Annotated in this window: 6 protein-coding genes; 2 read left to right on the top strand and 4 right to left on the bottom strand. The window is 76.1% G+C overall.

All coding sequences use genetic code 11. The annotated features are described in order from the left end of the window. Positions 1–74: 74 nt before the first annotated feature. The 4 genes from J5O08_RS07860 to J5O08_RS07845 form a co-directional block, all read right to left on the bottom strand. On the bottom strand, positions 75–1,001 hold the full coding sequence (locus J5O08_RS07860; protein ID WP_218706323.1) for a hypothetical protein: 927 nt from the start codon (positions 999–1,001) through the stop codon (positions 75–77). Further along, positions 998–1,669 (bottom strand): alternate-type signal peptide domain-containing protein, encoded by a 672-nt coding sequence (locus J5O08_RS07855; protein WP_218706322.1) that lies wholly within the window; start codon positions 1,667–1,669, stop codon positions 998–1,000. The genes J5O08_RS07860 and J5O08_RS07855 overlap by 4 nt, the downstream gene beginning before the upstream one ends. Positions 1,670–1,838: 169 nt before the next feature. After that, complete coding sequence (locus J5O08_RS07850) at positions 1,839–4,802, bottom strand: hypothetical protein (RefSeq protein ID WP_218706320.1); 2,964 nt, start codon at positions 4,800–4,802, stop codon at positions 1,839–1,841. 182 nt (positions 4,803–4,984) lie between these two features. Next, entirely contained in the window at positions 4,985–7,972 is a 2,988-nt protein-coding gene (locus J5O08_RS07845) for a hypothetical protein (protein ID WP_218706318.1), read from the bottom strand. Between the two features lie 476 nt (positions 7,973–8,448). Between J5O08_RS07845 and J5O08_RS07840 the strand changes: the two genes are divergently transcribed. After that, the gene (locus tag J5O08_RS07840) at positions 8,449–11,034 is read left to right on the top strand and encodes a LuxR C-terminal-related transcriptional regulator (RefSeq protein WP_218706316.1); all 2,586 of its coding nucleotides are present in this window, start codon (positions 8,449–8,451) and stop codon (positions 11,032–11,034) included. 71 nt (positions 11,035–11,105) lie between these two features. After that, positions 11,106–12,675, top strand: a 1,570-nt coding sequence (locus J5O08_RS07835; protein WP_218706314.1) for a proton-conducting transporter membrane subunit, incomplete at its 3' end; no start/stop codon positions are given.

Below are 12,675 nucleotides of genomic sequence, written 5' to 3'. Positions count from 1 at the left end.
GCTGTTCCTCTCGTTCGGCCCGAGCCGGGCCTTCTGGTGGACCGTTCAACGCCCCGGTTGGGGCTGAACGGGGTCTAGCGGGCGGGGAACACCGGCTGGTCGCCGGTCCCCACGTCGGGGTTGAGATTGGTGACGGCGGGGTCGAGCGTGATCACCACGTCGGGCTCCGCCGAGGGGTCCGGGAACAGCTGGGCGTGCCAGCTGTCCTCGTGCTGCACCTCGGTGCCGTCCAGGCCGAGGGCCTCGGCCCACGCCCGGTTGCCGTAGGTGCCGGTCGACGGGAGCGAGCGCGGGACCCCGACGCGCGCCTCCCACTCGTCGACCGCGGTGCGCAGCGTGCCGTCCTCGCCGAGGGCGCCGACCTGGACCCGGTTGGCGTAGAAGCCGTCCGGCTCGTCGAGCCAGTCCATGGCCACGCACCACTCGCGGACGACCTCGTCGCCCGTCCGGTTGGTGCCGGCGGCCTGGAGCACGTCCTGCTCCCCGCCGATCACCAGCACGTTCTTGTGCTCCTCGCCGGGCGGCGTCGCCGGCACGGCCGAGCAGTCGCCGCCGGTGCCGGCGGGGTAGAGCTTGACGACCGAGCCGCCGAGCACCGTGCTGTCCGGCGCGACGCCGTCCGCGATGTCGGTGACGGTGCCGTCCGCGGCGACCGTGGAGCCCGCGGTGACGTCGAACACCAGGCCGGTGATGCCGAGGGCGGCGCCGGCGGCCTGGAACCGCCAGAACACGGGGCCGGGCTGCTCGGTGCCCTCCGGGTCCATGACCCGGACGATCTCCGAGCCCGGGAGCCGCACGGTCACCGGGGCGCCGCCGTCGGACACGACGCGCGAGCCGTCCTGGCCCGGCACCTGGCCGGCGAAGGTCACCGCGCCGGTCCGCATGCTCGGCTGCACGCCGTCGCGGCTCTCGGACCACAGCGCATGCGCGCTCAGCGCGCCGGCCCACAGCCCGAGCCCGAGCACGACCACCGCCGGGCGGGACACCTGAGGGCGCTTCACTCGGCACCTCCCCGGAACTCGTCGCCCTCGCGGACCTGGTCCAGCGAGATCACGAGGCCGCCGCTGCTCCAGGCGCCCGCGGCGTCCACCGGGTGGCCGTCGGTCCAGACGTAGTCGCCGAGGACCTCGACGCGGATCACCACGACCCAGTCCTGCGGCTCCTCGTCGTTGCCGCCGGCCAGGCCGGGGACGACCACGGTCTCGCCGAGCTGGGCGCCGTCGCCCTCGGGGGCGACGGTCATCCCGGCGTCATTGCGCACCGAGAAGGTCACCGCGATCCGGCCGGACGCGATGTCGTCGGCGAGCCGGGACTGCGCGGCGGGCCGGAGCCCGAACCCGCCGGCCAGGTTGTCGCCGACGAGCGTCGTCGTGACCGGCTGCGCGATCTCGACCACGTCGCCGGGCATCGTGAAGAACTCCGCGGGGACGGTGCCGTCGAAGACGCCCTGCTCCCGCTGCACGACGCCCGGGGTGACCTGCTCCCAGGTCGGCTCGCCGACCTCGAGGGCCAGGTCGCCCGACGTGATGGTGCCGCCGGTGTACCGGGCGCTCGCGGCCCACAGGGCGAACGTGCCGCCCAGGAGGAGCAGCGCGACCGCGAGGGCGGCGACCGCCGGTGCCCCGAGCCGCGTGGTCCGCGGCGCGGTGGTCGTGGTCCGTGCGCTCATGTCCTCCTCCTTCCCGTGGTGCCGGTCCTGCCCGGTCGAGGTGATGTATCCATCCTTCGGCCGCCCGGGGGCCGTTCAGGGGGCCCCTCGGTGGCTCCTGCGTGCGGTCTGCGCGCGTGCACCGGCACCTCTCAGCACCCCGGCCCGGCGCCTCGGTGGGCCGCGCGGCTCACCCGGCGGTCCGGGTGTCGCCGGGGATCAGGACGGCGCAGGCGGCGAGCTGCTGCGTCTCGCCCGTGCCGAGCGTCGGGATGACCCCGATGAGGCCGCCCTGGCCGAGCCGGGTGTCCGTGTCGGTCACCTCGACGTCGCGCAGGACCGTCTCCCAGTCGTCCTCGGACACGTTCGTCACGGTGTAGACCCAGCAGACGGGCTGGCCGTCCAGCAGCCGCGTGCCCAGCGGGGCCTCGGTGCCGGTGGCGACGATCGCGGCGGGCGACGAGCTGTCCCCCACGCCGTAGTAGGCCTGCTTGGTGATCTCGACGGCGGGGTCCGTGGCGAACAGCCGGAGGTCGAGGTCGGGCACGAGGAGGCCGTCGTAGCGGACGTCCTCGGAGGCGGCCGTGTGGTGGACCCGGCCCCGGGTGCCGGCCGGCACGTCGCCCTCGGGGAGGGTGACGTTCAGCGGCCCGGTCGTGGTCGCGTTCGCCGGCATCGTCGGCTCCGGGGTGCCCAGCACCAGCCCGTGGCCCGCCGCCGACGCGTCGGGTGCGGCCGTGAACCGCACCTCGGAGGTCGGCAGCGGCGCGCCCGGCCGGGTCGTGATCCGGTAGTCCTTGCCGGCCTCCTTGCCCGCCACGACGGCGAGCGTGTCCGGGTCGACCACCAGCGGGTTGACGAACCGGATGGTCGGGTCCGTGCTGTCCGCCGGGGTGTCGTTCACCCAGCCCGACTCGGACTCCACCCGCCCGGGCTCGATCGCCGCGTGCAGCACGGCCGAGTCGTCGGCCTTGGCGACGACGGTGAACTCGGTGCCGCCGCTGCCCTCGACGGGCTCCACCGAGACCACCCGCGGGTTGATCCGCGCGGGGTCCAGGGTGTCCTCGGTGGGCTCGGCGGTGAGCGTGATCGCCTCGGGCGTCACCGTCTCCGGGACCAGGGGCAGGCTGGACCGGATGGTCCAGTGCTTGTCCCGGGCGAGCGTGGGGTCGTTCTGGTACTCGGCCTGGTTGATCGACAGCTCGGGCCGGCAGGTGCCCGCGATGGTCGCGACCCGGGAGAGCTGCGACGACACCGCGGTGGCGCCCGCGTTCGGGTCGTGGGTCTGCACCCGCAGCCCGCCCGTGACCGCGCCCGTCTCCGGGTCCACCGGCAGCGCGGCGCCCTCGGGCAGGTGCGCCAGGCGCGGGTCGCCGGCCACGGGCAGCGTGACGTCGATCGTCTGCCGCGCGTTCTGGGTGACGGTGACCGAGTCGACCAGGACCTCGGCCTGGTTGCGCGCCGTCCAGTACACGTCCAGCCGCGCGGGGACCGCGGGGTTGCGCGCGCCGCTGACGGTGTTGCCCCCGGTCTCGGTGGGCGGGGCGACCTCGAGGCCGACGGTGCAGCTCTCGGCCGTCACGGGTGCGGCCTGCTGGTTGTTCGCGCCGCGCGCGGTCGGGAACCAGGTGTTCATCTTCCCGTTGGCGCCGCGGTTGCGGTTGTTGACCATCGTCAGCACCGTCGAGTCGACCGCTCCGGCCTCCTCGCTGACGGTGTTCGTCTGGGCGCCGGTGCGCGCGCCGAACGTGTTGCGCTGGATGGTGACCGCGCCGGTCATCCGCATCCGGATCGTGGACCGGGCCGAGGTGGAGCCCCAGCCGTCGAAGTCGTTGTCCTCGATGACGACGCCGGACGCCTGGACGTTCAGGGTGTTGGTGTGCGCGCCCTGCCAGTAGATCGCCTGGGTCGAGCCGGTGGCGGCGTGGAACTGGTTCCGGGCGATCAGGCCGCGGCCGGCGATCCGGTTGTTCTGCGGCAGCCGGATCATCGCGCCGGTCGCCTCGCTGGCGGCGGTCATGCCGGTGACGACGTTGTCCGTGATCTCGAAGTTCGTCATGTCGGCGCCGCGCGCCGTGGCGTCGCCCATCTCGATCAGCGGGTGGTTCACGTAGATGCGCGGGTCGGTGATCGTGTTGCGCGCGAAGACGAAGTCGCTGACCGTCGCGCCGCGCAGGTCGATCATCCGGATGCTGTTGTTCGCGGCGCGGCCGTAGTTCGGCATCGCGCTGTCGACCACCCGCAGGCCCTGCACGTGCTGGTTCCGGGCGTACACCACGCCGGAGGTGCAGCCGGCAGCCGTGCTCGTGCTGCACGCGCCGGAGGTCTGCGACTCGTAGGTGACGCCGCTGATCGTCAAGTTCCGCACGGCGTTCGCGGCGTTGGGGGCCCCGTCGAGGAAGCCCCAGCCGCGGTCCGCGGCGCGGGCGGCGAACCCCGAGACCGTGTAGTCGCTGACCGTGACGTCGGTCGCCCCGCCGCGCACCACCAGGAACCGGCGCGGCCGGTTGTTCTGGGTGCGGACCTCGCCGCCGGTGATCGTCACGTCCCGGGCGCGCTCGCCCACGTAGAAGGTCGTCTCGCCGCCCCACGCCTGGTCGACGCCGCGCAGCGTGATGTCCGGGCCGTTCACGTGGAAGATCGCGGCGTTCGGGCCGGCGAGCGTGGTGACCGAGTTCGGGAAGAGCTTGTTCTCGAGGTCGATCTCGACGGGTGCCGTGACGTGGAAGACCGCGCCGAGGTCGTCGGTGATGGAGCCGCCGCCCGCGGACGGGCGCACCGTGCTCATCCAGGTGGAGGTGTCCGCGGTGAGGTCGATGCGACCACCCGCGAAGCCGGGCTCCAGCCCGATGCGGACGATCCCCGCGGCGAGGTTCAGCGCGTTCGACTCCTGGATCGCGGCCCGCAGCGTGCAGGTGCCCTCCTCGGTCGCGCACACGCCGTCGCCGGGGTTCGCGTCCTCCTCGGTCCCCACGGAGTTCACGAGCAGCTCGACGCCCGGCGTCGCGCTCTGCGCCACGCCGAAGGTCGTGACCACCAGCGCCGCGGTCACCGCCCCGGCGGTCGCGCGCCGGACCCAGCGGGACGGCCGCAGCCCGCGGAGCGCCCCCAGCGCGCCGGGGCGGGCCGACCGGGCCTCGCGTCGAGTGGTCACGTCGTCCTCCTCGTGTCGTGCCGGCGGTCCCGCCGGCCTGTCCAGGTTCGGGCGCGGCCGGGGCCGCGCAGGGGGGTGCTCAGTGGGTCCGCCCCGCCGCCTCGGTAGGCGGCGGGGCGGGCTCCGCGGTCCGGGGACCGGGTCTCGGTGGGGCGGTGCGGGGCGGGTCCGGGGCGGTCCGGTCAGCCCCGGCGGGAGTCGACCGGGACCAGCGGCGCGCAGGACGCGTACTGCCGGCTCTCCCCGACCGCGAGCGCCGGGATCTCGGCGATCAGCCCGTCGTCGCCCAGCCGGGTGTCGGAGTCGCGCACCACCACGTCGGTGAGCTCGGTGGCCCACGTGTCCCGGGAGTTGTTGGCGACCGTCCAGACGAAGCACACCGCCTGCCCGTCCCCGAGCCGGGACCCGGCGAGCACCTCGGTGCCGGTGGCCTGGATGCTCTCGGGCGTGGACGTGTCGCCCACGTGCACGTACGCCTGCTTGGTCAGCTGCAGCGCGGGGCTGGTGGAGTACAGCCGCACGTCGAGCGACTGCACGACCAGGCCGTCGTAGTTCACGTCCGTCGAGGTCACCTCGTGCCCGACCATGGCCGAGGTGCCGGCCTCGACGTCGCTCTCGCCCGCGGTCACCGTCAGCGCGCCCGTGGAGCTGCCGCCCATCGGGATCGTCGGCGCGGCGTTCGCCAGCCGGACGTCGTACTCGGTGGCCACGGCGTCCGGCACGGTGCGGAACGCCAGGTCGTCGGCGGGGACGGGGGCGCCGACCCGCGTCGAGACCGCGTAGCTCTCCCCCACCTCGTCGCCGGCGAGCAGCGTCACCTGCTCCGGGTCCAGGACCAGCGGGTTCACGTACGTGATCTCGGCGTCCGTGCTCGCGGCGGGCGCGTCGTTCTCCCAGCCCGACTCCGCGGTGACGGCGCCGGCCGCGATCCCGGCCCGCAGCAGCGCCGAGTCGTCGACGCGGGCGACGACGGTGAACACCGTGTTCTCCTCGTCGAGCGCGGTCACGGACACGATCCGCGGGTTCAGGCGCTCGGCGTCGATCGTCTGGTCCGTCGCCTCGGCCTCCAGGTCCACGTCCGCGGCGTCCAGGCCGGTCAGGGGCAGCGAGGACGTGACCGTCCAGTGCAGGTCGCGGGTCAGCGCGGGGTCGGCCTGGCCCTCGGCCTGGTCGATGGTCAGCTCCGGCCGGCAGGTGCCGCTCAGGAGCGCGACGCGGGAGAACTGCGACGAGGCCGTGGTGCTGCCGGCGTTGGGGTCCTGGGTCTGCAGGCGCAGGCCGCCCGCGACCTCCCCCGTCGTCGGGTTCACCGGGATCGTCGCGCCGGCCGGCAGGTGCGCCAGCCGGTCGTCGCCCTCGAGCGGGAGCGTCACGGTGAAGGTCTGCGGCGCCTGCTCGGTGACGGTGACCGACTCGAGGTACACCTCGGCGGCGGTGCCCGACGTCCAGTACAGGTCCAGCGTGGTGGGCGTCTCCGGGTTGCGGGCCGTGGCCAGCGCCGGGGCGCCGGACGGCGGCGCGACCTCCAGGTCGATGGTGCAGCGCTCGGCGCCCACGAGGGTCGCCTGGGTGTTGTCCGCGGCGCGTGCCGTCGGGTACCAGGTGTTGAGCTTGCCGTTCGAGCCCAGGTTCCGGTTGTTCACCAGCGTCTGCACGATGGCGTCCACGGCCCCGGCCTCCTCGGCCACGGTGTTGACCTGCGAGCCGCTGCCGGTGCCGAAGGTGTTCCGCTGGATGGTGACCGCGCCGGCGTACCGGAGCCGGATCGTCGACCGGGAGGCCGCCGAGCCCCAGCCGTCGAAGGCGTTGTCCTCGATCACGACGTTCGACGGCGCGACGCTGAGCGCGTTGGAGCCCGGGCCCTGCCAGTAGATCGCCTGGGTGGGGCCGGTGGCCGCGTGGAAGCTGTTCCGGGCGATCAGGCCGCGGTCGCGGACCGAGCCGCCGAACGGCAGCCGGATCGCGCCGCTCTCGGCCTCGGTGGCGGCGGTGACGCCGGCGAAGACGTTGTCGACGATCTCGAAGTCGTGCACCGTCGCCCGGGTCGCCGCGGTGCCGCCGAACTCGATGAGCGGCAGGCCCGCGCGCAGCTGCGGGGTGGTGATCGTGTTGTTCGCGAACACGAACCGGTCGACCGTCGCCGAGCGCAGGTCCATGATCCGGGTGCTCGCGCTCACCGCGCGGTTGAAGTTCACGACGGTGTTGTTCGTGAACGTGAAGTCGGTGACGGTCTGGCCGCGCAGCGACATGGGCGACGAGGAGCAGCCCGCGGCGCTGCTGGCGCCGCACGCGCCGGTGGCGTTCGCCGTGTAGGTGACGCCGTCGACGACCAGCCCGCGGACCGGGTTGGTCGCGGTCGCGCCGTCGACGTAGCCCCAGCCCCACGCGTCGTCGTTCGACGCGTAGCCGGACACGGTGTAGTTGCTGATCCGGACGTCGGTGGCGCCGCCGCGCACCAGGACGAACCGCTCGGGGTAGTAGTTCGCGGTCGCGATCGTGCCGCCGGTGATGTGGATGTTCGACGCGTTCGGCCCGACGTAGAACGTGGTCTCGGCGCTGAAGGACTGGTCGACGCCCCGCAGGGTGATGTCGGGCCCGTTGAGGTGGAACACCGCGGCCGCCGGCGTGTCCGCGTTGTTGTTCGGCGCGGCGGTGATCTTGTTCTCGAGGTCGATCGTCACCGGCGCGAGGACGTCGAACACCGCGCCGCCGTCGCCGGTGATGGTGCCGCCGCCGGCGCTCAGGGCGGTGGTGCGCATCCAGGTCGACTGGGTGGCGACCAGCGCGATGCGCCCGCCCGCGAAGTCCGGGTGCACGCCGATGCGCACCTCGCCGGGGCCCGCGTTCAGCGCGTTCGACTCCATGATCGCCGCGCGCAGCGTGCACTCGCCTGCCGCGGTGGCGCAGACGCCGTCGCCCGGGTCCGCGTCCACCGTCGTGGCGAGCGAGTCGACCAGGAGCTCGTGCGTCCAGGTCGACTCCGCGGGCGCGGGGTCCGCGGCGGCGGCGGTCACGCCGCCGGCCATCAGCGCGGAGGTGGCGGTCAGGGCCGCGACCGTGCGCGACCAGCGCCGTGCGGCGAGGGCGCGCAGACCGGGTCGGCGCGCGGTGCCGGCGCGCAGGGCGGCGCGGTCCCGGCGGGGCGCGTCGGGCGCGGGTCGAGCGGGCATCGGTTCTCCTCACGGCGGTCCGGTCCGGCTCCGGGCGGGTCCGCCGCGGGGCCGGTCGCCCGCGGTCCACCGGGAGCGCGAGCGGACTCGAGCCTCCCTGCCGCGTGGGCCGGCTCAGGGGGTCACCGGTGGTGCCGGGCCGCGGTCTCGGTGCCCGCCGCCCGGACTCTGGGGGTCGGGCGGCGAGCGCCTCGGTGCGCGGAGCCGGCACCCCCGGAGCACCGACGTCGCCGGGCGGGCGCACGCAGACCCCCACCGAGGCGGCCCCGCGGGACGGCAGGGTCGTCCCCGGTCGACCGGCCGGTGTTCCGGGGGGATCTCGGGCACGGCGTCGGGCGGACGACGCGCCCCGCCGGCCGGTCGACCACACGACGACGCGACCAGGTCTGGTCATTCCGCCCGAACAGCGGTCCACTGGGAGACCCGGTTGCTTGCGCGCTCGACGACGTCCGCGGACGAAGGACCAGGTGGGACCGATGACCGATCAGATCGCCGACGGCGTGGCCGCCCTCGCGGGGCGCGGGACCAGCGTGCTGCTCACCGGCCCGGCCGGCTCCGGGCGCTCGCACGCGCTGCGCCGCGTCGCCACGCAGCTGGACCGGTCGGGCCGGGACGTGCTGCGCATCGACGGGGTCGGCGGCGCGCCGCCGCTGGCCGCCGTACGGCTGGCGCTGCCCGGCGTGCTCCCGGGCCGCGGCGCGGAGCCGGGCGGCTTCGCCGGGCTGCACCAGGCGCTGCTCGAGCACCTCGGCGACGACGACGCGGTGATCGCGGTCGACGACGGCCACCTGCTCGACCGGGAGTCCTGGGGGCTGCTCGGCGCGGTGCACCGCCGGCTCGGCACCCCGGTGGTGGCGACCGTCGTGCCCGGCGTGCCGTTCGTGCCGTGGTTCGTGGAGAACGTCCGGCCGGTGGTGGAGGTCGCGATCGGCGGCATGTCCGCCGAGGGCCTGCACGCGGTGCTCGAGGAGCGGGCGCAGGGTCCCGTGCCGCCCCAGCTCTCGGTGCGGATCCACGCCGAGACGGGCGGCCAGCCCTCGCTGGCGCTCGCGGTGTTCGACGAGGCACGGCGCCGCGGCTGGGAGCCCGGCCCCGTGCCGGACGAGCTGCTGCGCTCCGCGCGGGTGTCCGGGATGCACGCGGCGGCCGTGTCCGGGCTGCCGCCCGAGGACCGCGACGCGGTCGAGCTGCTCGGCGTCGTCGGGCCGCTGCCCCTGCGCGCCGCGCTCGCCCTGCTCGGCGGGGACCGGCTGTCCGCGCTGGAGCGGCGCGGCATGCTCCGCGCGGGTCGCTCGGGCGGGGAGCCGACGATCGCCGTCGCGCCGCCCGGGCTCGCCGACCACCTCGCCCGGGCCACCGGCGCGACCACGCGGTACCGCCTGGTCGCGGCGGCGGTCGACGCGCTGGACGCCGACCCCGACCGCGAGGACGGCGGCCTGCGCACGCGGCTGCGCGGGCTGCTCACCGCCGCCGGCGACGGCGTCGCGGGACCCCTGCCCGCCGGCTGGGCCGAGGATCCCGGGGCTGCGGGCGCCGCCGTCGCCCGGCTCCTCGCCACCCGGGTGCGCATCCAGCTCCCGGAGGCCGCGCGGCGGTGGCAGGACGACCCCCGCACCGAGCACGCCGCCGAGCTGCTCCGGCTGCTGCTGTCGGTCGAGGACGAGCCGGGCCGCGTGGACGACGTCCTCGCTCGCACGGACCGGACCACCGACCTCGACGGGTTCGCGCCGGTGCAGCTGCGGTACCTCGAGGGCCGCTGGGCGATCGTGCAGGGCGCGGACCCCGCCGCGGTCGCGGACGGCCTGGTCGACGGTCTCCCGCCCGGGGCGACGCCGGCGCACCGGGAGGCCCTGGACTCGCTCGCGGTGGCGCTGCGCGCCGAGTACGGCCGCGTGCCCGACGGCTACGCCGCCACGCTCGGCCCGCGGGTGGACGGCGGCGACCCGGCGGCGGCCGCGGCGCGGGTGGCGCTGGCCGCGTGCCACGTGATCGCGGGCCGGCACGACGACGCGGCCGCGCTGCTCACCGGCGAGCGCGGCGGCTGGCCCGCGCTGCTCCGGGACAGCGCCGACGTGCTCTCCGTGCTCACCCGGTACGGCAGCGGGCGGCTGGCCGAGGGCGTCGAGCGGGCCCGCGCGCTCGCGGGCGCGGCCGTCGACGAGGGCTCCCCGTCGACCTGGGTGGGCGGCCTGTACGTGGCGGCGCTGTGCCTGGGCAGCCGGATGCGCCTCGACGCCGCGCGCCGCGAGCTGCTGCCGGTTCTCGCCTCGGGCCTGCGCGCCCGCGCGCTCGTCCTCGCGCCCGACCTGGCCGCCCGGGTGCTGCTCGCCACGCTGTCGCTGCACAGCCAGCAGACCGGCCTGGTCCAGGGGCTGCGCGCGCTGGCCGAGGAGCACGACGCCCCCGCCGACGCCCTGCCGTTCGGCGACTCGCTCTGGGTCGCGGCGATGAGCCTGTTCGCCGGCGGCGAGCCCGAGGAGGGCACGCGGCTGCTCGACGTCCTCACCGACCGGGAGCGCGGGCTCGGGCACCAGCTCGCGGCGGACGCGACCCGGATCTACCGGCTGCTGCTGTCCTTCGACCCGGCGCTCGCCACCGCCTTCCGCGGCACCGCGGAGCGGATCGGCGGCGAGGCGTACCTGACCTACCTCGACGCCCAGCACGCGCTGCGGGACGGGCGCGACCCCGACGCGCTCATGGGCGTCGCCCGGCGGTTCGTCGCCCTGGACATGCGGGAGCAGGCGGTCCGCTGCTACCTGATCGCGGCGGGCCTCCTGCAGGTCGCCGGCGACGACGACGGCGCGGCGCGCGCCCGCGCGGACGCGCAGGTGCTCGGGTCGACGCCCTCCGTCCCGCTCGACGAGCAGGCGGGCAGCGCCGAGCTGACCGAGCGGGAGCGGGAGATCGCGGCGCTGATCGCGCGCGGCGAGTCGACGTCGGCGATCGCCCGGCGGCTGTTCCTCAGCCGGCGGACCGTCGAGAGCCACCTGTACAACATCCGGCGGAAGACCGGCGCGAAGGACCGCGCCGACATCGGCCGGATCGTCGACCCCTACGCCTGACCCGTGCGCCGCCACCTACCCAGCCCGGCGCCCGCGACCGCGGTTGCGACCGCCCCTGCCAGGCTGCGGCCGTGACGACCGACCTGCTGTGGCTGGGCGCTCTCGCGCTGCCCGCCGCGCTCTGCGCCGTGCTGCTGGCGCGGGGCGGGTACCGCCGCCGCACCGTGGCCGCCGCCGCGCCGTTCGCGCTGCTCCCGCTCGCGGTGCTGGCCGTGCTGGGCACGGGCGAGGGGGCCGGCACCGGCTCCGGCGCGGGCGGGCTGGTGCTGGTCGACGCGGTGTCGCGCCCCCTGGTGCTGGTCGCGACGGTGCTGTACGCCGCGGCCCTGGTCGTCACCGCGCGGGCCGGCACGCCCGGCGCCGTCCGGCTGACGGCGCTGCTGCTGCTCTGCTGCGCCGGCAACGCCCTGGCGCTGCTGGCCGCGGACGTGGTCACGCTCGTCGCCGGGTGCCTGGTCACGACGATCGCGGTCGCGCTGATGGCCCGGCTGCCGGCGGGCGGGCCGGCGCGGTCGGCGGCCCGCGTGCACCTGGCGCTGGCCGTCGCCTCGGACGCCGCGCTCGTCGCCGCCGCGGCGCTCGTCGTCGGGGCGGGCGGCGGGCGGCTCGCCGACGTGCCCGCGGTGGTCGCGACCTCGCCCGTCCTGGTGCCCGTCGTGGCGCTCACCCTGGTCGCGTTCGGCATCCGCGCCGCCACGTTCCCGCTGCACGGCTGGCTGCCGCTCCTGGAGTCGACCGTGGCGATCCCGGTCGGCGCCGTGCTGAGCGGCACCGTCGTCAAGGTCGGGCTGGTCGGCCTGCTGCGGATGCTCCCGCTCGGCGAGGTGGCCCTGCCCGGCTGGGGCACCGCGCTGGTGGTCGTCGGCCTGGCGGGCGGGTTGCTGGCGGTCGTGCCGGGGGTGCTGAACGACGACGCCGAGGTGTCGCTGGGCTACAGCACCGTCGGCCAGATGGGCTTCATCACGGTGCTGGTCGGGGTGGCGCTCGCGATCCCGGAGCTGGCCCGGGCCTGCGCGCTGTCCGCCGTCGTGTACGCGGTGCACCACGGGATGGCGAAGGGCGGCCTCGTGCTGTCCGTGCAGATCTGGCAGCGGCACGGGGGCGGGCGGCTGCGCGGGCTGGTCCTCGCCGGCGCCGCCGTGCTCGCCCTCGCGGTGGTCGGCGCGCCGTTCGGCAGCGGCGCGGTCGCGAAGTACGCCGCCAAGCGCGCCCTCGCCGACGGCCCGGAGCTGGCCGTCATCACGGTGGCGCTGCCGTTCGTCGCGACGGTCTCCACGCTGATCCTGGTCCGGACCGCGACGATCCTGCGCCGGCACGTCCGACCGGGCCCGGTGGGCGCCGACGTCGGCCTGGCGTCCTGGGTCGTGCTCTGCCTCGGCGGGACGGTCGCGACCTGGTACCTCGCCGGCCGGTGGGTGCCGGTGCTGTCCGTCCCCGCCCTCGACACCGTCACGCTGTGGCAGGCGACCTGGCCGGTGCTGCTCGGCCTGGGGCTCGCCGGCGTCGGGGCCGTGGCGGTGCGGGCCGGTCTGGTCCCGCCGCGGCTGCGGGCGGCCACCGTCCCGCGGGGCGACCTCGTGGCGGTGCTGGGCCGGGCGCTGGACGCGGCGGCCGCGGCGCGCGGGCGGGCGCCGGGCGGGC

The organism is Cellulomonas sp. PS-H5 (genome assembly GCF_019265565.1).
GTDB lineage: Bacteria > Actinomycetota > Actinomycetes > Actinomycetales > Cellulomonadaceae > Cellulomonas.
Note: the sequence above shows the minus strand (reverse complement) of the source record. Positions and strands in the feature narration are given on the sequence as shown.

Excerpts from the sequence above, each read along its gene's own strand:
- J5O08_RS07855 (WP_218706322.1), bottom strand. The coding sequence starts at position 1,669 with ATGAGCGCACGGACCACGACCACCGCGCCGCGGACCACGCGGCTCGGG.
- J5O08_RS07845 (WP_218706318.1), bottom strand. The coding sequence starts at position 7,972 with ATGCCCGCTCGACCCGCGCCCGACGCGCCCCGCCGGGACCGCGCCGCC.
- J5O08_RS07840 (WP_218706316.1), top strand. The coding sequence starts at position 8,449 with ATGACCGATCAGATCGCCGACGGCGTGGCCGCCCTCGCGGGGCGCGGG.